Source organism: Nonomuraea antri, from assembly GCF_013283785.1.
Lineage (GTDB): Bacteria > Actinomycetota > Actinomycetes > Streptosporangiales > Streptosporangiaceae > Nonomuraea > Nonomuraea antri.
On sequence record NZ_JABCPZ010000014.1, the window covers coordinates 62050 to 87114 of the forward strand.

Here is a 25065-nt window from a genome sequence, read left to right on the forward strand (position 1 = left end):
TGGCGGTCACTTTGACACCGGAATGGCCGGCGAACGAAATTAATTTGGACGGCGCCGACCCGTCGTTTTCTGTTTCAGGATTCTTCGCGGGCCGGCGCGAGGCCCTGCGCCATCCGGCGGTTCTTTTCCTCGGCCGTCTGCTCGACCCGGGCCATCGCCAGGCGGAGAATGGGCGGGGCCAGCACCGAGGTGATCATGGCTACCAGGATGATGATCGTGTACATCTCCACGGTGAGGACGCCCAGCCGCAGCCCGACCGTCGCCACGATCACCTGGATGACGCCCCTGGCGTTCATGCCCGCGCCCAGGGCCAGCGCCTCCCACCGGTTCATCCGGCTGGTCCAGGCGCCGAGGAAGGCCCCGAGGAACTTCCCGGCGAACGCGACGGACACCATGACCACCGCGACCCAGAGCACCTCCGGCCGCATCAGCGCGGCCAGGTCCATGCGCAGCCCGACGGTGGCGAAGTAGAGCGGCGCCAGCAGCCCCAGCACCACCGTCCGCAGCGGCGCGAGCCTGGCCGGGTCCGGCGCCGCGGCGCTGATCAGCAGGCCGGCGACGAACGCGCCGAGGACCGGCTCCATGCCGAGCACGTGCGTCCCCGCCGCGGACAGCAGCACGATCACCACGGTCGCGATGATCGTGGGCGAGCTGTCCTGGTACCTGCCGGTCAGCCAGAACGTGGCACGCACCAGGGGCCGGCCGGCCACCACGGCGACCAGCAGCACCCCGGCCAGGGCCGCCACGGAGGCCGCCACGCTCCCCGCGCGCACCCCGAATGTGGCCATCCCCGACACCACCGACAGCATCAGCCAGCCGAACGCGTCGTCGATCATGCCGGCCGTGAGCGTCAGCTGCCCGACGTTGCGGTGCAGCAGGTTCATGTCGTGGAGCGTCTTGGCGATCACCGGGATGGCGCTGACGCACATGGCCACGCCGAGGAAGAGCGCGAACACGGTCGCATCGGCGGGCCCGCGGATCGAGACCGGCAGCATCAGCCCGGCCGCGACCCCCATGGCCAGCGGTATGACCAGCCCGAACGCGCTCAGCCGGGCGATCGTCGTGCCCTGCCGGCGGATCAGCCGCAGGTCCAGGTGCGCGCCGGTCACGCCGACCAGCAGCAGCACCCCGACCTGCGCGACGGCGTCGACCAGGTGGAACTGGGCCGGATCCGGCGGAAACAGCCATCCCAGCGGGCCGAGAACCAGGCCGGCGGCGAGCTCGCCCACCACCGCCGGCATCCGCAGCGCCACCGCCGCGCGGCCCAGCAGCAGCGCCACCGCCAGCAGGGCGCCGAGCTGGAGCAGGAAGAGCAGGAGGGGGCCGGCCGCGATCGCGGGAGCGGGCCCGTTCATGCGGGCCTGTACGGCACCCAGGACATCCCGTCCGGCGAAGCCACCAGGCCCCCTGGGAACACCGGCACCTCCGGCTCCGCGTCCTCGCCGAGCGTCGCCCTCATCTGGACCTGGCCGCCCTCGGCCATCACCTGCTTGACCACGGTGGACTTGAACATCGGCACCATGTTGCCGTCGTCGCTGTCGGCGACCGCCGCCACGGCGGCTTCGAACTCGGCCGACCGTGACCGCAGCCGGCCGGTCGTCGAGCCCGTCGCCAGGGCCTGCTCGCCGGACGACACGCCGCCCACCAGATCGACGAACGATTCGAGCTCGGTGTGGTCGTTGCGGGTGACCTTCTTCGCCTGCCAGAAGTACGACTCCTCGTCCCGGTGCATCTCGTAGAAGGAGACCAGGAACTCGTAGAAGACCCCGTACTCGCGCCGGTAGCGCGCCTCGAACTCCGTCAGCGCGGCCTTCTCGTCCAGGTCGCCGGACAGGACGCTGTTGATGGAGCGGGCGGCGAGCAACCCGCTGTACGTGGCCAGGTGCACGCCGGAGGAGAAGACCGGGTCGACGAAGCAGGCGGCGTCCCCGATCAGGATCATGCCGGGCCGCCAGAAGGAGGTCTGGTGATAGGAGTAGTCCTTGCGGATGCGCAGCTCGCCGTACTGGCCGGAGGTCACCCGGGTCGCGTCCGCCAGATACTCCGAGATCAGGGGGCACTCGGCGATGAGAGCGGCCATGGCCTGCTCCCGATCGCCCTGGATCCTCTCCGCCAGCTCCCGCCGGACCACGGCGCCGACGCTGGTCAGCGTGGGGCTCAGCGGGATGTACCAGAACCAGCCGGAGTCGAAGGCGACGCTGAGGATGTTGCCCGAGTGTGGGGCGGGCAGCCGCTTCCCGCCCTCGAAGTAGCCGAAGAGCGCCAGGCTGCGGAAGAAGTCGGAGTACTTCCGCTCCCCGCCGACCTTGGCGTGGAGACGGCTCCTGTTCCCCGAGGCGTCGACCACGAACTGCGCCCGCACCTCGTGCTCGGCGCCGTCGGCGTCGGTGTATTTGACCCCGGACGCCCGCCCCTCCTCCCCTTCGATCACCGCGGTCACCGAGCACCCCTCACGGACCACGGCGCCCTTCCTGCGGGCGTTGTTCAGCATGAGCTCATCGAACCGGGAGCGTTCCACCTGGTAGGCGTAGGAGGTCGGCCCGGAGATGTGCGGCGAGACGGAGAAGGAGAAGGTCCAGGGCTCGGGCGTCGCCCCCCAGCGGAAGGTGCCGCCGCGCTTCACCTGGAAGCCGGCCTCGGCGAGCTCGTCGGTGAGCCCGAGCAGCCGGCAGACGCCGTGCACGGTGCTGGGCAACAGCGACTCGCCGATCTGGTAGCGGGGGAAATGCTCCTTCTCCAGCACCAGCACCTTGTGCCCGCGCATGGCGGTCAGCGCCGCCAGCGTCGATCCGGCCGGCCCGCCGCCGGCCACCACCACGTCGAAGTCTTCGAAAGCCATTTCGTCGCTCCTCGCTGCTCCTCGGTGATCTTCTGTGTCAAACCCTGCACGGCCACGCCCGCCCGCGACAGCGGGCGGCGTGGACACTCCCTCATCGGCTCGTCCAGACGGGGTCGCGCTTCTCGGCGAAGGCGCGGACCCCCTCGACGCTGTCCAGGCTGTGCCGGCGCCGCTCCTCCCACGGGTACGAAGCGGTGAACGCCTCCTCCAGCGGCAGGTCGAGCGAGCGCATCGCCGCCTGCTTGATCGCCCGGAGCGACAGCGGCGCCGCGCGGAGCAGGTCGGCCACCCAACCGGCCACGCATCCGTCCAGCTCCGCCACCGGCACGACCTCGTTGACCAGCCCGTACTTCAGCGCCGTCGCGGCATCCAGGCGGCGGCCGGTCAGCAGATGCCCCAGCGCCACCTTCTGCGGCAGCTGGCGCGGCAGCCGGAACACCCCGCCCGCCCCGGGCACCAGGCCGAGCCGCGCCTCGGGCAGTGCGAAGACCGCCTCGGTGGAGACGACGGCGATGTCGCAGGCCAGCACCAGCTCGAAGCCGCCGCCCAACGCGTACCCGTGCACCCGGGCGACCACCGGTTTCGACAGGGAGAACCGGTCGGTCAGCCGGGGGTGACCCGGTCGGCCGCGGCTGCCGAACGTCGTGGGCAGCGGCCCCGCCTCGGCCAGCCGGGCCCGCTCCTTGAGGTCCTCGCCGACGGAGAACGCCCGCTCTCCCGCGCCGGTCAGCACGGCCGCCCTGATCTCGTCGTCGGCCTCGACGTCGTCCCACACCTCGGCGAGCTCCTCGTGCATCCGCCGGTCCATGGCGTTCAGCACCTCGGGCCGATCCATGGTCACCCAGGCGATGTGGTCCCGCTTGTCGTAACGCACCCGCTCGAAACGGCGGCCGGCGCCCACGCTCATGCCGTTCCCCGCCGCCGCGCGAAGGCGCCGGCGTTGCCGATCACGTCGGCGTCGTGCACGCGCAGTGCCTGCTGCAGCGCGAACTCGGCCAGGTAGCGGGCGAACTCCGCGGGCGATTCCTCGGCCAGGTTGAGCATGCGCCGGTTGGCCGGCACGGCTTCGCCGCCGAGCCGCTCCACGGCCCGCGCGATCGCCTCGTCCATGTCCTCCGGCGCGACGACCTCGTCCACCAGCAGCCTGGCCTCGGGCTCGGTCGCCTTGATCGGCCGGCCGCCGAGGATCATCTGCCGGGCCAGCCGGGGCCCGGTGAATCGGGTGAGCCGGAGGTTCGCGACCCCCGGGACGATGCCCTCCTTGGCCGCGGGAAGGCTGAGGTAGGAGTCCGACGCCGCCAGCACGTGATCGAGAACGAGCAGGAGCTGAGCCCCGCCGCCGATGGCGAAGGCGTCGACGGCCCCCACCCACGGCTTGTCGAGGTAGGGAGAGCGCCACGAATCCCCGACGAGCACGCCGCGGACGAGCTTGTGGATGTACCCCAGCTCCCGCCGCAGCAGGAAGTCCACCAGCGGGATGTCGCCCGAGCTGAGCTTCTTCAGGTTGATGCCCGCGCAGAACACCCGCCGACCGGCATACCTGGGGTGGCTCATCGGCCCGCCGCGCAGCACTCCCACCCGCGCGGACGGGTCGAGCAGCACCAGGTCGACCGCCGTTTCCAGGTCGTCGACCTGGCGCTCGTCCTCGGCGTTCAGGCAGTCGTCCCGGCACAGGGTCAGGTGCGCCACCCCGTCACGGCGCTCCACCCGGACCGCCTCCATCTCCGCGATCCCCGTCCGGACGAATCCGGGCAGCAGGTCCAGGGCGCGGGGGGTGGGGCGGAGCATGGCGTCCAGCAGGTGCGCGGCGGCGAGCGGGGAGCGCAGGACGCCGCGCAGGAAGATCGCCTGGTCGATCTCGTACCCCTCCTTGTCCGCCTGTTCCCTGGTGGACTCCGCCGCCATCTGCGTCTCCAGGGGCACCAGCCCCGGGCAGCCGGCCGCGGCGGCGGCGAGGAGCTCGTCGATGCGCAGATACCGGGTCCGGCCGTCGGTGAGACGGTCGTAGATCGCCGCCGCGTGCGCCGCCATGATCCGGCTGCGCCGTTCCCTGATGGCGTCCAGCGCCGCGGCGGCGGTCGCGCGCTGCGCCGAGGTCCGCAGGGTCGGCGCCGGCATGGCGGTGAGGAGGCGGTCCAGCTGCCTGGCGTCCTGTTCCAGGTCGGTCAGGAAGGCCGGGAGGTCCAGGTCGGCGGTCACGGCGTGGCCTCCCGTCCGAGGACGTCGGCGGTCACGGGTGGCCTCCCTGCTGAGAAGGCCGGCCTCACGGGGTGGCCTCCCTTCTGAGGAAGCGGTCCGCCGCGGCCAGGTGCGCGCCGAGGGCCTCCTCGAAGCCGGTCGAGACGGCGTCGAGGATCAGCCGCCGCCGGATCGCGATCTCCGAAACGGCCATGGCGCGGTCGGCCTCCGCGAGCGCCGCGAGCGCCACGGCGGGGTCCTCGCGCACCTCGTCCAGCAGCCCGAGCGCGAGCGCCCGGCTCGCCCCGATCGGCGTGCCGAGCAGGACCGCCCGCCGGATGCCTGCCGAGCCCGCCTGCTGGGCCAGCCGGTGCACGGCCATGCCCGGCCAGGTGGCGTCGTTCCCGGTCGGGAGCAGCAGCCGGGTCTTCGGGGCGGCGATCCGGACGTCGGCGGCGAGCAGAACGTCCAGGGCCGTGCCCGCGCAGTCGCCGTGCACCACGGCCGCGGTGAGCCGGCCGAGCCGCTCGAAGCGGCGAACCGCCCGTTCCCACTTGTTCACCAGGCCGACGGTCAGCTCCGCCGTCCAGCCGGCCGGCGGGACGCCCGTGACCTCGACCGTGACCGGGCCGGACGCCCGCCCATCGGGCTGGACGTCGGCCTCGGCCCGGTCGCACAGGGCGTCCAGCTCCCGGATGGCGGCGGCGGTCAGCGGCAGGCCGCCGTCGACCCGCAGCGTCAGTGCGTCGTCCGTCCCCCGGGTCACCATTGGATCAACGCCGTCTCGATCGTGGAGCCCGGCCCCATGGTCATCATCACGCCGTAGTCCCCCGGGCGAGCCACGCCTTCCTCGGCCAGCCGCTCGTAGGAGAAGAGGAAGGAACCGCTGGACAGGTTGCCGTAGTCGCGCAGCACCCCGGTGGTGTGCCGGACGTCGTGCCTGGTCAGGCCGAGATTGATGACGATCGCATCGATGACCTTCTTGCCGCCGGAGTGCACCAGCCAATGGGCGATGTCCGAGCGCCGCAGGCCCGCGCCGGACAGCAGGCGGTCGACGACGAGCTCGGCGTGCGCACCCACCACGTAGGGGATCTGCGGGTCGAGGAAGAAGCTGAAGCGGCCCCCGTCGGAATCCCAGTCATAGCGCATCGCGTCGACCGCGTCGGTGATGATCAGGCTTTCGAACCCCAGCACCCGAGGCCCGGGGACGGACCCGTCGCCGGCGACCACCGCGAGGGCCGCGGCCCCGTCGCCGAACAGGCTGTTCACCACGGCGGTTCGCATCGTGCCGTCGAGGGCGTAGGCGGCGGAGCACGCCTCGCTGCACAGCACCACGCCCAGCTCGCCCGGATGGGCGGCGGACCAGCCGGAGACCACCCCCAGCGCGTTCAGGCCGGCGTTGCAGCCCATGCCGACGATGTCGGCGCGGCTGCAGTGGGGGTCGATGCCCAGCTCACGGATGATCAGGGCGGACAGTCCCGGGGTGAGAAATCCCGTCGAGGTGACGCAGCACAGGTGACGCAGGTCGGCGAGGGTCGCCCCGACCGATTTCAGGCAGGCTTCCAAGGCCTCGCAGCCCATTTCGACGGCGACCCGCTTGTGCTTTTCCAGCAGGTCGCCCTGCGATTCAGCGGTGCGGCCACCAGCGGCGTCCGGCGGGGGGAGCGTGAGATGCCGTCGCTCGATGGCGCTGTTCATGAAGAGAGATCTGATCTTCGGGTCTTCGACGCCGAGGAGTTCCAGCAGCTCGCTCTGGGTGTAGGAGGTGCTGGTGGTGGCGGTGCCCACGCCCGCGATCGCGGTGATCCCGGTCGACACGGCGGGTGCGAAGTACGGGGCCAAGGCCGTCATCGGTACATCCACCCCCATGTCCTGAGCTTGCTTCTGAGTACCTGATGGGCCTGTGTCACGGCCATGGATCTCACCCTTCGCGGCAGTAGCGGATTTGTTTTCCATTCATGGGATTGCGGCGACCACCGTCAATAGGCCGGCGTTGACAGCGCGAACTCCCGGAGTGGATTCTCAGGCACCATGGACACCCAATCATTTTCCGTAGAATTGAGCAGGGAAACGCTGCACAATTCACTCACCGACCCCTCGATCGCGTCGATGAATTTGCTGAACGAGATCGCCGACAAGTATCCCCGAGCCATTTCCATGGCGGCGGGGCGACCGTACGAGGAATTCTTCGACGTCAAGCTGATACACGAATACCTCGACGCCTTCTGTGACCATTTGCGGCGCGATCGGGGCATGGACGACGCCGGGATCACCCGCGCCCTCTTCCAGTACGGCACGACCAAGGGCGTGATCGGCGATCTCATCGCCCGCCACCTGGCCGAGGACGAGGACATCCACGTCGACCCGGCCTCCGTGGTGGTCACGGTGGGTTTCCAGGAGGGGATCTTCCTGGTGCTGCGGGCGCTCCGGGCGAGCGAGCGTGACGTGCTGCTGGCGCCCACCCCCACCTACGTCGGAGTCACCGGCGCGGCGCTGCTGGCCGAGATGCCGGTGTGGCCCGTGCGCTCGACCGAGCACGGCATCGACCTCGACCACCTCCTCGAACAGGTGAAGCTCGCCAGGGAACAGGGGCTGCGCGTCCGGGGCTGCTACCTGACGCCGAACTTCGCCAACCCCACCGGCGTCAGCCTGGATCTGGCCACCCGGCACCGGCTGCTGGAGATCGCCGAGTCGACCGGCCTGCTGTTGCTGGAGGACAACGCCTACGGGCTGTTCGGCGAGGAACGGCTCCCGGCGCTCAAGGCGCTGGACCAGGCCGGACACGTCGTGTACCTCGGCTCCTTCGCCAAGTCCGGCATGCCCGGCGCCCGCGTCGGATACGTCGTCGCGGACCAGCGGCTGACCCCGGGCGGTCCTGACGCCGGCGGGTTCGCCGACGCGCTGTCCAAGCTCAAGGGCATGCTCACGGTGAACACCTCCCCCATCGCCCAGGCGGTGATCGGCGGGAAGCTGCTGCTGCACGAGCACAGCCTCGTCCGGGCCAACGCCAGGGAGGCCGCCGTCTACCGGCGCAACCTCACCCACACGCTGGACGCGCTCACCCGCCGGCTCGGCGACTGCCCAGGGGTCACCTGGAACTCCCCCACCGGCGGGTTCTTCATCACCGTCACAGTGCCGTTCACCGTCGACGACGCGCTGCTCGAACGAGCGGCCAGGGACTTCGGCGTCCTGTTCACCCCGATGCACCACTTCTACGGCGGCCTCGACGCGGGCGGCGGCCTCGACCAGCTGCGGCTGTCGATCAGTCTGCTCACCCCGGAGCTGATCGAGGAGGGCGTGTCCAGGCTCGCCGCGCTCGTCAGGTCGCGGATGGAGGCGGCCCCCAGGTGACCGGGAGCCGCTTCGCCCCGTGGGTGATCGCCTGGCGGAACACGATGTCCGCCGCGGGCACGGCCAGCCGCAGGTCCGGGAAGCGCCGCCAGAGCGCCTGGTAGGCCAGGCGCAGCACCACCCGGGAGATCGCCGAGCCCAGGCAGTGGTGCACGCCGTGCCCGAAGCCGACATGCCCGGCGATCTGCCTCCTGAGGTCCAGGACGTCGGGATCGGAGATGAGGGCCTCGTCGCGGTTGGCCATGGGCAGCGAGCAGACGACGATCTCGCCGGCCTTGATCGTCTGTCCGTCCACGACCACGTCCTTCAGCGCCATCCGCGGCGTCGGCTGGAAGGTGATCGACAGGTAGCGCGTCAGCTCGTCGATCGCCCGGTCCGTGACGGTCCGATCCTCGAAGATGACCGGGATCTGCTCCGGGTGCTCCAGCAGCGCCAGCACCCCGAGCCCGAGCATCCCCGAGATGTTGTCCAGGCCGGCGAGGAGCACCACGGTGATCATGCCACGCAGCTCGTCGTCGGTGACGTCGTCGCCGTGCTCGCGCACCAGCATGCCGATGAAGCCCTCGTCGGGCTGCTTGCGCTGAAGCCCGATCAGATGGTCGAGATAGCCGTTGAAGGCCATGCTGTCGGCCGCGCGCCGCCTGCTGCCGCGGCTCATGTCGAGGTGCAGGCCGCAGCGGCGGAGGAACTCGGCGCGGTCGTCGCGCGGCACCCCGATCAGCTCGCAGAGCGTCGCCCCGCCGACCGGCTCGGCGTACATGCTCTGCAGGTCGGCGGGCGGTCCTGCGTCCTCGATGAGGTTCAGGTGATCCTCGATGATCTCGCTGATCACCGGTTCGAGCCGCCGGATGCGGCGCAGCGTGAACTCCGGCGTCAGCATCCGCCTGAGCCGCGTGTGCTCGGGCGGGTCGAGGTTCATCAGGTGCCCGACGAGCTCCTTGACCGGGGTCACGCCGGCGCCGTCGATGGGCTCGCCGGCGGTCAGGCGGCGGCGGGTGCTGAAGTTCTCGTGGTCGCCGAGGATCCGCCGCACCACTTCGTACCCGGTGGCCAGCCAGATGTAGGCCGTCCCGTCCACGTCCAGCGAGCCGAGGGCGTGGCCGTTGATCTTCAGCAGCGGTCCTCTCCGCCGCAGCGCCCGCAGGCTGTCCGTCGGTTCCAGGTGCTTCCTGGTGATGATGAAGTCCGGTTCCGGGGTCACCACCTGTGTCGCCTCGTCGACCACAAAGCCCGGCGTCAAATCCGTCATCACAGCTCCTTCGCAGAGGTTTTCCGGCAACTTTCCGTGCGCGCCGGTCATCGGGACGGCGCCGTTCACCAGGCCAGCGGCAGCTCGAGCAGCGTGAAGACGTTCGAGCTGGGCGGGCGGAAGCGGATCTCCTCCAACGGCACGGCCGTCCGCAGGGAGGGGAAGCGCCGCACCAGCGTCGTGAAGGCGATCCGCAGCTCCATGCGCGCCAGCGGCGCGCCGAGGCAGTGATGGATGCCGTGGCCGAAGGCCACGTGCCTGGACTCCTTCCTGGTGATGTCGAACCCGTCGGCGTCCGGGTCCGCCCGGTTGGCGGCCAGCAGGGAGCAGAACACCGCCTCGCCCTTCTTGATCACCTGGCCGGCGATCTCGACGTCCTCGACGGCCGTGCGCGGGTCGAGCCCCTCGAAGACGGACAGGTACCGGACGATCTCCTCGACCGCCTGCTCGCCCAGTTCGGGCCGCTCCCGCAGCAGGGCGAACTGCTCGGGATGTTCCAGGAGGAGCAGTGTCCCGGCCGCCAGGCAGCTCTCGGTCTGCTCGACGCTGGAGTTCATGACGACCGCGCAGAGCCCGGCGAGCTCCTCGTCGGAGATGTCGGCGCCGTGATCGCGTGCCACCACCCCGAGCATCCCCTCCCCGGGGTCGCGGCGGAGGCGGGCCGCCAGCTCCCGCATGTAGGCCAGGTACGCGTGCCCGTTGAGAACGCGCCGCCGCTTGCCGCCCCGATGCGCGGTGAGCCGGATCAGCTCGCCGCGATCGTCGAGGGGGATGCCGAGGAACTCGCAGGCGACGCGGGAGGCGATGGGCGCCGCCACGTCCTTGAGGAAGTCGACGGGCGGGCCCGTGCTCTCCATCGTGTCCAGGTGGTCGTCGACGATCGCCTGGACCCGCGGCTCCAGCGCCTGCATCCGGCGGACGCTGTAGGCGGGCGCCACCATCCGCCGTAACCGGGTGTGCTCCGGCGGGTCGAGCTGCAGGAGGTTGCCCGGCAGGGCCATCTCCTGATGGTTGAAATGCGTTCCGATCACACGCTTGTCGAATTTGTCCGAACCCAGGACCTCGCGTACCACGTCGTATCCCAGGGCGAACCAGTGAACCGCCGACCCGTCCTCGGCAGGGGTCCGGACCAGCGGACCCCTTTCGAGCAACCGCTTCAGCTCGGCGGCCGGATCAAGTCGGTCTCTCAAATGCAGGACTCTGTGCTCCGGCGCGACCATGGTGCCATGCCTTCCGTGGGGATCCCCCCACACTCAAGGTGTCCAACCGGCGATGGCGCGCACTTGGACCGCACGTCGCCGTGCCGCGCCACGCCGGTGCCGACTCACGTACGGGCGTCCGGCGAACGCCCGTCCATCTGTGCGACCAGGCTCTTGGGCCGCATGTCGGTCCAGTGCTCCTCGACGTACCGCAGGCACTCCTGCCTGCCGCTCTCGCCGTACACCGCCGTCCATCCATGGGGGATCTCGGCGAAGGCGGGCCACAGGGAGTGCTGTCCCTCGTCGTTGACCAGCACGTAGAAGGTGCCTTCAGCGTCATCGAACGGATTGGTCATGGTGTTCTCCTCATCTCTCGATCTTCTGGGCGACGACGCGTCCGATCTCGGCGAGCGACGCCGGCTCCAGCATCGTGTAGTGGTCGGCGGCGACGCGGTGCGTCTCGACCGCGCCGCCCACCAGCGGTTCCCAGCCTTCCTCCGCCGATCCGGCGGACCGGCCGGCGGTGGCCGCGAACAGCAGCAGATCCCCGCGCGACGGGCGCGGCCGGAAGTTCTGCGAGATCTCCCCCATGTTGCCCATCACCCGGCGCAGCCGGGCCCGCACCTCGGCGCCGAGTGCCGCGCCCAGGTGCTCGGCGAGCGCGTGCGCGTCGTCGCCGGCGGGACGGTCGGCCGCCTGTCCGTCGAGAGCATCGCGCGGCGACCGGCCCACGGATCCGGGATAGGCGTCGAGCAGCGCGAGCAGGCTCACCTCGGCCCCCTCCTCCTCCAGCCGGGTCGCCATCGCCTGCGCGACCCGGCCGCCGAAGGACCAGCCGAGCAGCCGGTAGGGCCCGGACGGCTGGACGCCGCGGATCAGCTCGACGTAGTCGGCCGCCATCTCCTCGACGCTGCGCGGCAACGGCTCCTCCCTGGCGATGCCGCGTGCCTGGATGCCGTAGACGGGGACGTCCGCCGGCAGGTGCCTGAGCAGCGGGGTGTAGGCCCAGCTCAGGCCGGTGCTGGGGTGCACGCAGAACAAGGGGCTCCGGCCGTTCCCCGCTCCCGCGCCGCTCGCCCGCATGGGCAGGAGCATCTCCAGCTCCTGCGTCCGTGAGCTCGCGGCGGCCGTCCAGCGTCTGGCCGGTTGCGTGCCGGCCGCGTCCGGCTCGGCGTGCCGTTCCGCGCCGGGCACGTCGACCTGCGACAAGCGGGCCTCCGGTGCGGCGGCGACCTGTTCGAGCAGGCCGACGAGCCGCTGGGCGAGCGCCTCTGCGGTGGCCCGGTCGAAGCGGTCCTCGGCGTAGACGAGGGAGCCCACCAGGCCGTCCGCGTCTCCCTCGTCCGTACGGCGGTCGAGGAGCTTGACCCAGAGATCGAGCTCCATCGCCTCCTCGGGCATCGGCGTCAGCGACGTCCGCAGCCCGGGCAGCCCCCAGGACTCCTCCGGCCGGATGTCGTCCTCGTCGAGCTGGAGCGCCACCTGGAAGATCGGGTGACGCGTGATCGACGGGACCGGCTCCACCAGCTCGGCGAGCCGTTCGAACGGCAGGTCCTGATGGCGGTGGGCGTCCTCGCCCACGTCCCGCACCCGGCCGAGCAGTTCGGTGAAGGCGGGGTCCCCCGACAGGTCGGCGGGCAGGGCGAGCCAGCGCGAGAACGGCCCGACCATGGGCACCAGGCCGGTCTGTTCCTCATCGCGCGGCAGCCGGGTGCCGATCGTGACCGACCTGCTCCCGGCCAGGCGCGACAGCAGCATGGCCAGCGCGGCGTGCACGGCGGTGAACATGGTCCCGCCGGCCGACCGCGCCGCCTCCAGGAGCCGGGCGTGGGAGCCGGCGGGCAGCAGCAGCGGCACCGAGCCGGCCCGGCGCGACGGCAGCATCGGCCGGGTCCGTCCGGTCAGCGGCGAGCCCGTGTCCGCCGGATCGGCGTCGCCGCCGGCCAGCTTCTCCCGCCAGAACTCGATCTGGTCCCAGATCAGGCTGTCCCGCTCGTCCGCTCCGGCCAGCAGTTCACGCTCCCAGAGCGCGTAGTCGGCGAACTGCAGAGCCAGCGGGGCCCGCTCCGGGATCCGTCCTTCCCTGCGGGCGCCGTACGCCGCGGCCAGGTCGCGGATCAGGACGTCCACCGACTCCTCGTCGGCGGCGATCCGGTGTGCCACCAGCAGCAGGACCTGCTCCCGGTCGGTGAGCGAGAACAGGTGCGCGCGCCAGGGCACCTCGCCGGTCAGGTCGAAGGGACGCCCGGCCCGGTCGGCCAGCAGTCCGGGCAGGTCGTCCTCGGTGGCGGGGTGGATCTCCAGCGGCGGGCGGCCGGTCTCGGCGTCCAGGATCTCCTGACGCACGTCCCGCCGCGAGCCGGGGAACCGGGTCCGCAGGATCTCGTGCCGTCCGCCGACATCGCCCAGCGCTCCCGCGAGGGCGTCGCGGTCGAGCCGGCCGTGCAACCGCAGGGCGGCGCGCACGTGCAGTCCCTCGGCCTCGTCGCCGATCCTGGAGAGCAGCCACATGCGGCGCTGCCGCGCCGTGACCGGCAGCGGGCCGTCCTGGCCGAGGTCGGCGCGCCGTCCGGGCCCGAGCACCGGACGCGACTTGGCGGCCATCGCCCGCGCCAGACCGGCGGGGGTCGGGGTCGAGAACAGCTGCCGGATCGGCAGCTCGGCGCCGAACTCCTCGCGGATCCGCGCGACCAGGCGCATGGCCAGCGTGGAGGTGCCGCCCAGCTCCAGGAAATTGTCCGCGACGCCGACGTCGGCCACGCCGAGTGTGTCGCCGAACAGCGCGCACAGCCGTTCCTCGACCTCGCCGACGGGGTCGCGCCCGGCGGCCCGCTCGCCGGGGCCTGGGGCCGGCAGCGCCCGCCGGTCGACCTTGCCGTGCGCGGTGACCGGCCAGGCCGCGACCACGACGATCGCCGACGGGACCAGGTGCGCGGGAAGACGCTCCGCGAGCCTGCCCCGGATCTCCTCGACGGGCACCTCGCCCCCGGCCGGCACGACGTACCCGACCAGGCGGTGCTCGCCGAGCGTGTCCTCCCTGGCGAGGACGAGCGCCTCGGCGACCGCGGGCTCGGCGGTGAGCGCGGCCTCGACCTCGCCCGGTTCCACCCGGTAGCCGCGGATCTTCAGCTGGTCGTCGGCGCGGCCGCGGAAGACCAGCTCGCCACCTGCCGTCACCCTGGCCAGATCCCCGGTCCGGTACATCCGCTCGCCCGCGGACGCACCGGGCAGCGAGCCGGGCACCGCCACGAAACGCTCGGCGCTCGCGGCCGCCCGGCCCAGGTAGCCGCGGGCGAGCCCGGCTCCGGCCAGGTAGAGCTCACCGGTGAAGCCCTGCGGCACCGGCCGCAGGAACGCATCCAGCACGTACGCCCTGCGGCCCGCGAGCGGACGCCCGATCGGCAGCGTGTCCCCCACCGGTGCGCCCGGCTCGATCACCTGCCAGGTGGCGCAGAGCGTCGTCTCCGTCGGGCCGTACAGGTGCCGGAGCCTGACCTCGGGGCAGGTCCGCCGCAGCTGGGCGACCGCACCGGGCGGCACCACGTCGCCGCCGGTCAGCAGCTCACGCAGGCCCGTGAAGCATTCCGGCGCGGTCTCGGCGAGCACGCGGAACACCCCGGCGGTGAGGTGCGCGGCGGTCACGCCGCCGGCCACCGCGGCGCGCAGCCGGGCGGCGTCCACCGGGCCCGGCTCCGCGATCACCACCTGGGCGCCGGCGGCCAGCGGCACCCACGTCTCGTACAGCGACGCGTCGAAGGCGTGCGAGGCGTGCATGAGCACCTGGTCGCCCGGGCCCAGCGACCAGCCCGGATCGGCGACCAGGGCGGCCACGGCGCCGTGCGGGACCGCCACGCCCTTCGGGACGCCGGTCGATCCCGAGGTGTACATCACGTACGCCAGGTCGTCCGGCCCGACCGGTACCGTCACCGGCTCGGCGGCCGCCACCGCCGCCCGCGCCTGCGGGGTGTCGATGATCAAGACGTCATTCCCCGGCGGCAGGACGTCGCGGGCGTCCCGGGTGCCGATCACCACGGAAGCGCCGGAATCCCGCAGCAGCAGGGCGATCCGGTCCGCGGGATAGCCGGCGTCGATCGGGACGAAGGCCGCCCCGGCCCGCCACACGCCCAGGAACGTGACGAGCAGGTCGGCGTTCCGCTCCATCACCACGCCGACGCGGTCGCCGCGGGTCACGCCCAGCCCGGCCAGGTGGCCGGCCAGCCGGCCGGACTCCCGCTCCAGCTCGGCGTAGGTCAGCCGGCGCGTCCCGTCGCTCACCGCGACCTCTTCCGGCTGGATCTCCGCCCGCCTGCGGATCCGCTCGGGCACCGGCGCGCCGCCCGGCAGATGCCCGGCGGTGTCCAGGCGGGCGACCGGTGCCGCCGGATCGGCGACGATCCGCTCCAGCATGGCGACGAACCGGTCGAGCAGCGAGATCGCCGTCCCGCGATCGACGATCCCGGTCTGGTACTCCAGCCGCACGAGCATCCGCTCGCCCGGCGCGGCCACCAGCGTCAGCGGATAGTGGGAGGTGTTCCTGCCGGTGGCGGAGGGGCGGAAGACGACGTCGTCCTGTCGCGCCGGGCTCGGTTCCAGGCCGTCGTGCGGGAAGTTCTCGAAGACCACGAGCGTGTCGAAGTCCGCGCCAGGGCCGGCGACCCGCTGGACCTCCGCGAGTCCCAGATGCTGATGGTCCATCAGCGCCGTCTGCCGTCCCTGCAGGTCCCTGAGCAGCTGCGCGATCGGGGTGGCGCCGCGCAGCCCGACCCGCACCGGCACCGTGCCCAGCAGCATGCCGACCATCTGCTCCACCCCGGGCAGATCCGCCGGGCGCCCGGAGGTGGTCGCGCCGAACACCACGTCGGTACGTCCGGCGAGCTGCGCCAGCAGCATCGCCCAGGCGCCCTGGACGACGGTGTTCACGGTCAGCTCAAGACCGCGCGCCAGCGTGGACAGCGAAGCGGTGAGCTCGCCAGGCAGGTGGGTGACGACGGTGTCACTGTGCGGGACGCGGCCGCGATCCACCGGCGCCACCAGCGTCGGCTCGGCGGCGCCGGCGAACTCCTCCGCCCACGCGGCCCTGGCCGCGTTCTTGTCCTGCCGGGAGAGCCAGTCGAGATAGTCACGGTAGGAGGCGGCCGGCGGCAATCCTGAGGCGTCGCCGCCGGCCCGGTAGATCATGGCCATCTCGCCGAGGATGATCGGCATCGACCATCCGTCGAGCAGCACGTGATGGTTGGTGATGACCAGCCGATGCCGCTCAGCGCCGAAGCGGATCAGCGCCAGCCGTAACAGCGGGGCGACGCTCAGATCGAGCCGCCGGTCCAGCTCCTCGCGGGCGACCCGGTCGGCGGCCCGCTCGGGCTCGTCCGCGCCCTCGACGTCGCTCTCGCGCCACGGGATCTTGACCTCGCGCGCCACGACCTGGACGAGCTGCGCCCCGCTCACATAGCGGAAGCAGGCCCGCAGGGCGGCGTGCCGGGCCACCATGGCCTGCCACGTTTCACGCAGACGCTCCGCGTTCAGCGGGCCGTCGATCTCCAAAGCCGTCTGCACGGTGTAGACGTCGGCGCCTTCGTCCGGCGCGCCGAGGGCCGCGTGGAAGAGCATGCCCTCCTGCAGCGGCGACAACGGCCAGACGTCCTCGATCCTGCTCATCGCTGTTCTCCCTCGTGAGGTGCGTCGTCATGGATGCGGTCGGGCCCCTCGCCGAGTGCGGCCTCGAGCTCGGCCAGCTGCTGTCCGGTGAGATCCACGAGCGGAGCGCCGGACGGGACGGCCGCCGCGCCTGGATCGGGTGCGGGAAGGGGTGGGGCGGAATCGATCAGCGCGGCGAGCCTTCTCGGCGTCTTCTCCTCGAACACCTGCCGAGGGCTGATCGCCAGCCCCGCGCCGCGGGCCCGGGCGGCCAGCCGCATCGAGATGATCGAGTCGCCGCCGAGGTCGAAGAAGCCGTCGTCCACGCCGACCCGGTCGACGCCGAGCGCCTCGGCGAACAGGTCGCACAGCGCCCGCTCGGTCTCGGTGACCGGCGCGCCCGTCGCCCGCTCCGCGTCCTCGCCGCCGGCGGCGAACTCCGGTTCCGGCAGAGCCTTGCGGTCCACCTTGCCGTTGGGGGTCAGGGGAAGGGCTTCGAGCGTCATGATCACGGCCGGCACCATGTGCCCCGGCAGCCGGGCGGCGAGGTGTTCGCGCATCTCGTCGACGGTGATCCCGCCGGGAGCCGGGACCAGGTAGCCGACCAGCCGGCCCCGCCACATCACCACGGCCGCCTGGGCCACGTGCGGGTGGGCGGTCATGGCCGCCTCGATCTCCCCCGGTTCCACCCGGAACCCGCGGACCTTGACCTGCTCGTCCGCCCGTCCGGCGAAGACCAGCTCACCGCCGGGAGTCCAGTACGCGAGGTCGCCGGTGCGGTACCTGCGCCCCCCGTCCGGAGCCGCCACGAACCGGGTGCCGGTCAGCCCCGGGCGGTTCAGATAGCCGCGCGCCAGCCCCGCACCCGCCACGTACAGCTCCCCGGTCACCCCGACAGGCAGCGGGCGCAGAAACTGGTCGAGCACCTCGCACCGGCCGCCGGCGATGGGCGTGCCGATCGGCACCTCCGCCCCCGGCGCCAGCGACCCGCTCATCGTCGAGCAGACGGTCGCCTCGCTCGGCCCGTAGGCGTTGACCATCCGGTGCCGGGGGGCGAAGCGCGCCACCAGGTCGGGCCCGCACGCCTCGCCGGCCACCACGATCGTCTCCACCGAGTCGGGCAGTTCCTCCGCCACGGTGGCCAGCACGCTCGGCGGCACCGTGACGTGCGTGATCCCCCAGCGCAGGAGGGTCTCCGCGAGCCCGGTCCTGGGCGGCAGCTCGTAGCCGGGGAGCGCGACGATCGTGCCGCCCGACAGCAGCGCCATCAGCAGCTCCGACATGACCGCGTCGAAGCCCAGCGCCGCCATCAGCAGCACCCGCGACGACGGCGTCACCCCGAAGCGGTCGATCTGCGCCGCCGCGAGATTCCCCAGGCCGGCGTGCGACACCACGACGCCCTTCGGAACCCCGGTCGAACCCGAGGTGTAGACCACGTACGCGGCGTTCTCCGGCGTCACCGCCGGCAGTTCCACCTCGTCGTCGCGGCCGGCCGCGACGCCCGCGTCGACGACCACCGTCTCGACGCCTTCCGGCACCCGGAACCGGGTCGCGGCGGAGCACACCACCACCGCGGGCGCCGAGTCCGTCAGCATCCAGTCGAGCCGTTCCGGCGGGTAGCTCGGCTCCATCAGCACCGCCGCGCCGCCCGCCAGCGTCACGCCCAGCACCGCCGTGACCCAGGCCGCGCCGCGTTCCACCAGCACGCCGACCCGCCGCTCCGGCCCGGCGCCGCGCCGGACGAGGTGCCTGGCCAGGCCGTCCGCCCGGGCCAGGAGCTCGGCGTAGGTCAGCTCTCCGTCGCCGTCGACGACCGCGACGGCCTGCGGCCGCTCCGCCGCGACCCGCCGGATCAGCTCACCCAGCGGGGCCTCGCCCGCCGCCCGCGGGCCGCCCGAGCTCCAGGCGGGATCCACGCCGGGACCGTCCAGGCCGATCCGGCTCACCGCGCCGGCCGGGTCGGCGGTCATCTGTTCCAGGACCCGCACCAGCGCGGTCATGACCAGCTCGGCGCGCTCCCTGCTGAACACGTCGGGGCGGTAGATGAGGTCGCCGACCACCCGCCCGTCGTCGGAGGCGGCCACCAGCGTCAGCGGGTAGTGCCCGGCGTCCTCGGGCACGCCGGCCGGGCGCATCGTCAGGCCGTCCGGTTCCGGCGAGTCCAGCGGCGGGCGGGGATAGTTCTCGTACACCACCGTGCTGTCGAAGCTCGCGCCCGGGCCCGCGGTCCGTTGAATCTCGGCGAGCCCGAGATGCTGGTGCGGCATCAGCGCGATCTGCCGTTCCCGCACCTCCGTCAGCAGCCGCGCGACCGTGGTCGTGCCGCGCAGCCTGACCCGCACCGGCACCATGTTGATGAACAGGCCCACCATGCGTTCCACCGCCGGCAGCTCCGCCGGGCGGCCGGCGGTCGTCATCCCGAACACCACGTCCGTGCGCCGGGTCAGCCTGGCCAGCACCAGCGCCCACGCCGCCTGCAGGAGGGTGTTCATCGTGACGCCCTGAGCCTGCGCGAGTCCGCTCATGGCGCGCGACAGCTCCCCGGCCAGCTCGTAGCGCACCCGCTCGGGCCGCGCCGCGATCGTCGCCGTCTCGCCGGCCGCGACCCGGGTCGGCTCGTCCAGGTCCCCGAGCTCGTCCCGCCACGCGGCCCTGGCCGCCTCGGCGTCCTGGCGCTCCAGCCATTCCAGGTACGTCCGGTAGGACGCCGCGGGCCGCGCCGCCGTGCCCGGATCGTCGTAGACCGCCTTGACCTCGCCGAACAGCACGGGAAGCGACCAGCCGTCCGCGATGATGTGGTGGCTGGTGACCACCAGGCGGTGCCACCGTTCGGTCAGGCGGATCAGCAGCACCCGCAGCAGCGGCGCCCGGCTGAGGTCGAACCGTTCCGCCAGCTCCTCGGCCGCCGCGGCCTCCGCCTCGGCGAGGCTCCGCGCGTCCACGGTACGCCAGGGCAGCTCGACGCGCTCGGCCACGGCCTGCACCGCCGTGCCGGAACCGAGCTGGTGAAAGCTCGCCCGCAGCGCGTCGTGCCTGACCAGGACGCTCTCCCAGGCCGCACGCAGCCGGTCGGCGTCCAGCGGGCCGGTCAGGTCCAGCACCCGCTGGCTCTCGTAGACGTCGCGGCCGGTCGCGTCGTAGGCGGCGTGGAAGAGCAGGCCCTCCTGCAGCGGCGAGAGCGGCCAGAGGTCCGCCAGGGCCGGCGCGCTCACCTCGTCCACCTCGTCCACTTCGGCCTGCTCCAGCTCGACCAGCGCGAAGTCGGACGGGGTGTGCCCGCCGGCGCCCGGGGCGGCCGCGTGGGCGGCGATGCCGGACAGCAGCTTCAGCCACGCCTGGCCCAGCGCCCGCGCCTCGGCCTCCGCCAGCAGTTCACCGGCCCAGGTCAGCGTGAGGTGCAGGGCCGGCCCGTCCACGTCGTCGCGCACGGCCGCGCCGACCTCCAGGACGTGCCGGAGTGGCATGTCCGGGTGGGCGTTGCCGCCGATCGCGCCCACCGGCTGCCACATTCCGGCCTGCCCAGCCGCGGCCGAGGACCGTCCCATGTAGTTGAACGCGACCCGGGTCCTCGGCAGGGCGGCCAGCACCGGCGCGGTCTCCGGGTTCAGATGGCGTAGCAGGCCGAATCCCAGTCCGTCTCCGGGGAACGCCCTGGCCTGCTCCTTGACCGTCTTCAGCAGCCGCCCGGCCGCCGGGCCCCCGGCCTGGGCCTGGTCGTGCCGGATGCCGGTGGCGTCCAGGCGGACCGGGTGCACGCTGGTGAACCAGCCCAGAGTCCTGGTCAGGTCCGCCTCGCCGACGGGCCGGCGGCCGTGCCCTTCCACGTCCACCGTGACCGCGGTGCCGCGCACCAGGGCCACCGCGCCGGCGAAAGCGGCGAGCAGCACCTCGTGGACGCCGCAGTGGAAGGCCGCCGTCGCCGTGTCGACGAGCGCCACCGCCTCCGCGCCCGAGACGGTCCACGAGTGGCGCCGGGCGGTGGCGGCCGTGTCGCGGCCGGGCGCAGGCGCTCGCACGCCCAGCGGCGCGTCCGTGTCCGTGTCCGCCAGGATCGACCGCCACGCCTCCAGCTCGCCGGCCCGTTCGCTCGCCTGCTCGGTCAGCAGCCGGGACCACCGGCGGAACGACGTCGGCACGGGCGCCAGATCCGGCTCGCGCCCGGGCTGCCGGGCCTCACCGGCGGCGCGCAGGTCGAGCAGCAGGATCTGCCACGAGACTCCGTCGACCGCCAGGTGATGCACCGCGATGGCCAGCCGCGACTCCTGCCCGTCCGCGGCCACGGCCCAGACGAGCTGAGCCATGACCCCGGCCGCCGGGTCCAGCCGGCCGGTGGCCTCGTGGGCCCGCCGGCTCGCGTGCGCGTCGAGGTCGTCGAGTGCGTCCACCTCGACCCGCTCGATCTGCGTCGAGGCGGCCACCGCTCCCACCGGGGCGGTCACCAGCCGCCCGTCAGGATCCACCCGCGAGCGGAGCATGTCGTGCCGGTCCAGGACCGCCTGCCAGGCGTCGGTGAGCATCTCCCGCGTCAGCCCGGCCGGCACCCGCACGACCGCCCACTGCGCGAGCTCGCCGTGGAGCACCGACTCCTGGTCGAGCTCGCGTAGCTCCAGCATCACCGGGGTCCACGCGATCTCGCCGACGCCGTCCTCGACGGCGCCCGCTCCGTCGTCAGCCCGGCGTGCCGCGGCCGCGATCCCGGCGGGCGTGGCGTGCTCGAAGACGTCCTCCACGCGCAGGAGCAGGCCGGCGCGGCGGGCGCGGGCGGTGAGCTGCATCGAGGTGATCGAGTCGCCGCCCAGCGCGAAGAAGCCCTCGTCGGCGCCCACCGCCTCGGGCAGGCCCAGGACCTCGGCGAACAGCTCGCAGAGCACCCGCTCGGTCTCGTTGCCGTACGCGCGTCCCCGCGCCTGTCCGGTGGCCTGCGGGGTGAAGCGAGGGGTGGGCAGCGCGCCGCGGTCCACCTTGCCGTTGGCGGTCAGCGGCAGCGTGTCCAGGACGACCACCGCCGCCGGCACCAGGTACTCGGGCAGTTCGTTTCTCGCGTGTTCGAGCAGCGCCTCGGTGATCGAGGCGTCTTCCTGGTCACGCGGCAGGACGTGGGCGACCAGCCGGCCTTCATCGGCCACCACCACCGCCGTGCGCACGGCCGGATGGGCGGCCAGCACCGCCTCCACCTCACCGGGTTCCACCCGATAGCCACGAATCTTCACCTGCGCGTCGGCCCGGCCGGCGAAGATCAGTTCCCCGTCCTGCGTCCATTTCGCCAGGTCACCGGTGCGATACAGCCGCTGACCGCCGGGGGCGGCGACGAACCGTTCGACGGTCAGCCCGGGGCGGTCCAGGTAGCCGCGGGCCACGCCGTCGCCGCCGAGGTACAGCTCCCCGGTCATTCCCGGCGGCACCGGGTTGAGGAACGGATCCAGCACCGCGGCCCGGCGGCCGGCGAGCGGCCGGCCGATCGGCAGCGCGGAACCGGTCTCCGCACCCGGTTCGATCACATGCCAGGTGGCGCAGAGCGTGGTCTCCGTCGGCCCGTACAGGTGCCGCACGCGTACGTCGGGGCAGGCTCGCCGTACCCGCTCCACCGATTCGAGCGGCACCACGTCGCCGCCGGTCAGGACCTCACGAAGGCCGGCGAAACAGTCCGGGGCGGCGTCGGCCAGCACGCGGAAGGCGCCCGCGGTCAGGTGCACGGCGGTGGCGCCCCTGGCGACCGCGTCGCGCACCCGCTCCGCGTCCACCACGCCGGGGCCGGCGATCAGGATGCGGGCTCCGGCCGCCAGCGGCACCCAGATCTCGAACAGCGCGATGTCGAAGGAGTGCGAGGCGTGCGCCAGCACGGTGTCCCCCGGCCCCACGTGCCAGCCAGGCTGTCCCACCAGCGAGGCCACGGCGCCGTGCGGAACGCCGACGCCCTTCGGCGTGCCCGTCGAGCCGGAGGTGTACATCACGTAGGCGAGGTCGTCGCCGCCGCACGGCACCTCGATCGGATCGGCCGCCGCGACGGCCGCCCGTACCTCGGGGTCGTCCAGGACGATCGCGTCCTGGCCCGGCACCAGGTCCCGGGTCCGCCCGGAACAGAGCACCGCCGCCGGGCGGGAGTCCCGCATCATCAGCTCGATGCGTGCGGCGGGATACTCCGGGTCGATCGGCACGAACGCGGCGCCCGCCCGCCACACGCCCAGCCACGCGACGACGAGATCCGCCGAGCGCCCGAGCACCACCGCGACCCGGTCGCCGCGGCGCACTCCCCGGCTCGCCAGATGGGCGGCCAGCCGGCCGGCGGACTCGTCCAGCTCGGCGTAGGAGAGGCTGCGCCGGTCCGCCGTCACGGCCACGGCCTGGGGATGCCGCTCGGCCTGCCGGCGCAGCAGCACGGGGACCGGCGGCAGGCCCGGCGTGGCATCCGCCGTGGTGCCGGCGTCCGTTTCGCCGGCGGGCGCGCCGATGCGTCCCACCGGCACGGCCGGATCCGCGAGCACCCGCTCCAGCACGCTGATCAGCTGACGGATGATCTCGCCGGCCTGGTCGCGGGTGAACAGGTCGGGCCGGTAGGTGGTGCGCAGGCCGAGGCGGTCGCCGGGAGCGACGCCCAGGGTGAGCGGGAAGCTCGTCCCGGCCCGCGTGGCCATGCCGCTGATCGTGACGCCGCCGAAGGAGGGCGCGTTCCGCGGGTAGTTCTCCACCATCAGGACGGTGTCGAACGTCGCTCCCGGACCGGCCGCCTTCTGGATCCCCGACAGGCCGGCGTGCTGATGCGTCATCAGCGCCGCCTGCCGCTCCTGCAGTTCGGCCAGCAGCGTGACGAACGGCGTCTCACCGCGCAGCCGCACCCGTACCGGGACGGTGTTGAGGAACATCCCCACCACGCGCTCGACGTCCGGGAGTTCCGCCGGGCGGCCGGAGACCGCGGCGCCGAACACCACGTCGCGCCGGCCCGTGAGCCGTGCCAGGACCAGGGCCCACGCCGCCTGCATGACGGTGTTCAGCGTCACCTCGTGGCGGCGGGCGAACGCCCGTAGCGCCTGCGTCGTCTCCTCGGTCAGGAACTCCTCGTGCCGGTCGGACGGCCCCGAGGCCTTCAGCGCTCCTGGCGCGACCAGGGTCGGCTCGTCCAGCCCGGCGAGCTCGGCCCGCCACGCCTCCTGCGCGGCCGCCGCGTCCTGCCTGTCCAGCCAGGCGAGGTAGGCGCCGAAGGAGACGGGCGCCGGGAGGGCCTGGTCGCCGGCGTAGGCGGTGGCCACCTCACCCAGCACGATCGGCGTCGACCAGCCGTCGAGCAGCGCGTGATGGGAGGTCAGCACCAGCCGGTGCCGGTCCTCGGCCAGACGGATCAGCAGGAGCCGGAGCAGCGGAGCCGTCGTGACGTCCAGCCGGTCGTGGCGGTCGGCCGCGAGGAGCCGGTCCGTCTCGGCCCGCGCGTCGCCGTCGTCGAGGTCCGACAGGTCGGCCGTCCGCCATGGCAGCGGGGCGTGGGCGGCGACCACCTGAACGGTCTGGCCGGACTCCACCTGGTGGAAGCTCGCCCGGAGCGCGTCATGCCGGGCCAGCACGGTCTGCCAGGCGGCGCGCAGCCGGGCTTCGTCCAGCGGCCCGGCCAGGTCCACGACGCGCTGGGTCTGATAGACGTCCGGGCCCTGTTCGTCGAGTGCGCGGTGGAACAGCATGCCGCTCTGGAGCGGGGAGAGCGGCCAGACGTGCGTCGGCTCGGGCACCGAGGCCTTGAGCCGGGCGCGGTCCCGGTCGGTCAGCTCGACGGTGATCTCGCCGCCGTCCACGCCGAGGGGGACGGTCTCTTCCGCCGGTCCTTCCGCCAGTGCCGCGAGTCGTTCCGGGGTCTTGTGCTCGAAGATCTGGCGGGGGGTCAACGCGATACCGGCACGGCGGGCGCGGGCGGCCAGCTGCATCGAGGTGATCGAGTCACCGCCCAACGCGAAGAACCCGTCCTCGACCCCCACCCGGTCATGCCCCAGCACCTGCGCGAACAACTCGCACAACAACCGCTCGGCCTCGGTGCGCGGCTCACGCCCGCCGCCAGCGGCGGAGAAGTCCGGGTCGGGCAGCGCCTCCCGGTCCACCTTGCCGTTGACCGTCAGCGGCAGCGCGTCCAGCACCACCACCGCCGCCGGCACCATGAACTCCGGCAGCACCCGACCCAGCCGCTCACGCAACCCCTCCGGATCCACCTGCGCGCCGGCCACCACATAACCGATCAGCCGGCCGTCCCGCGCCACCACCAGCGCCTCACCGACCCCGGCCTCGGCCGCCAGAGCCGCCTCCACCTCACCCGGCTCCACCCGATACCCGCGAATCTTCACCTGCGCATCGGCCCGCCCGACGAACACCAGCTCGCCATCGGCCGTCCAATACGCCAGATCCCCGGTCCGATACATCCGCCCGCCCCACGGACACGCCACGAACCGCTCCGCCGTCAACCCCGGCCGATCCAGATACCCCAGCGCCAGACCCGCACCCGCCACGTACAGCTCACCCGCCACCCCCGGCGGCACCGGATGCAGGAACGCGTCCAGCACGAACGCCCGCCGGCCCGCCACCGGGCCACCGATCGGCAACACCGCACCGACCTCCGCACCCGGCTCGATCACGTGCCAGGT

General features: G+C 72.9%; 12 protein-coding genes. 1 reads left to right on the plus strand and 11 read right to left on the minus strand.

The features are described 5' to 3' along the window. Positions 1-74 precede the first annotated feature (74 nt). The 6 genes from HII36_RS07555 to dpgA form a co-directional block, all read right to left on the minus strand. On the minus strand, positions 75-1355 hold the full coding sequence (locus tag HII36_RS07555; protein WP_173522347.1) for a cation:proton antiporter: 1281 nt from the start codon (positions 1353-1355) through the stop codon (positions 75-77). After that, positions 1352-2839, minus strand: coding sequence for a tryptophan 7-halogenase (locus HII36_RS07560; RefSeq protein ID WP_173522348.1), 1488 nt, complete (start codon positions 2837-2839; stop codon positions 1352-1354). Before HII36_RS07560 ends, HII36_RS07555 begins: the two co-directional genes overlap by 4 nt. 91 nt (positions 2840-2930) lie before the next feature. After that, the gene (dpgD, locus tag HII36_RS07565; protein WP_173522349.1) at positions 2931-3746 is read right to left on the minus strand and encodes an enoyl-CoA-hydratase DpgD; all 816 of its coding nucleotides are present in this window, start codon (positions 3744-3746) and stop codon (positions 2931-2933) included. Next, on the minus strand, positions 3743-5038 hold the full coding sequence (gene dpgC, locus HII36_RS07570) for a (3,5-dihydroxyphenyl)acetyl-CoA 1,2-dioxygenase DpgC (protein WP_328807626.1): 1296 nt from the start codon (positions 5036-5038) through the stop codon (positions 3743-3745). Before dpgC ends, dpgD begins: the two co-directional genes overlap by 4 nt. Before the next feature lie 64 nt (positions 5039-5102). Beyond that, the gene (dpgB, locus tag HII36_RS07575) at positions 5103-5786 is read right to left on the minus strand and encodes an enoyl-CoA-hydratase DpgB (protein WP_173522350.1); all 684 of its coding nucleotides are present in this window, start codon (positions 5784-5786) and stop codon (positions 5103-5105) included. Beyond that, the gene (gene dpgA, locus HII36_RS07580; RefSeq protein WP_173522351.1) at positions 5780-6868 is read right to left on the minus strand and encodes a 3,5-dihydroxyphenylacetyl-CoA synthase DpgA; all 1089 of its coding nucleotides are present in this window, start codon (positions 6866-6868) and stop codon (positions 5780-5782) included. Before dpgA ends, dpgB begins: the two co-directional genes overlap by 7 nt. A 258-nt stretch (positions 6869-7126) precedes the next feature. Between dpgA and HII36_RS07585 the strand changes: the two genes are divergently transcribed. After that, the gene (locus HII36_RS07585) at positions 7127-8368 is read left to right on the plus strand and encodes an aminotransferase-like domain-containing protein (protein WP_217369277.1); all 1242 of its coding nucleotides are present in this window, start codon (positions 7127-7129) and stop codon (positions 8366-8368) included. On the opposite strand, the gene HII36_RS07590 is transcribed toward HII36_RS07585, so the two are convergent. The 5 genes from HII36_RS07590 to HII36_RS07610 form a co-directional block, all read right to left on the minus strand. After that, complete coding sequence (locus tag HII36_RS07590; RefSeq protein WP_173522353.1) at positions 8337-9617, minus strand: cytochrome P450; 1281 nt, start codon at positions 9615-9617, stop codon at positions 8337-8339. The genes HII36_RS07585 and HII36_RS07590 overlap by 32 nt on opposite strands. Positions 9618-9682: 65 nt before the next feature. Further along, positions 9683-10807: a cytochrome P450 gene (locus HII36_RS07595; RefSeq protein WP_236003267.1), complete on the minus strand. Its 1125-nt coding sequence runs from the start codon at positions 10805-10807 to the stop codon at positions 9683-9685. A gap of 134 nt (positions 10808-10941) precedes the next feature. Further along, positions 10942-11172, minus strand: a complete 231-nt coding sequence (locus HII36_RS07600) for an MbtH family protein (protein WP_173522355.1) — start codon at positions 11170-11172, stop codon at positions 10942-10944. Between the two features lie 10 nt (positions 11173-11182). Next, positions 11183-16471 carry a non-ribosomal peptide synthetase gene (locus HII36_RS07605; protein WP_173522356.1) on the minus strand — a complete coding sequence of 1763 codons (5289 nt, stop codon included), beginning with the start codon at positions 16469-16471 and terminating at the stop codon, positions 11183-11185. Then, positions 16468-25026: a non-ribosomal peptide synthetase gene (locus HII36_RS07610; protein WP_328807627.1), complete on the minus strand. Its 8559-nt coding sequence runs from the start codon at positions 25024-25026 to the stop codon at positions 16468-16470. The genes HII36_RS07605 and HII36_RS07610 overlap by 4 nt, the downstream gene beginning before the upstream one ends. Between the last annotated feature and the right edge of the window lie 39 nt (positions 25027-25065).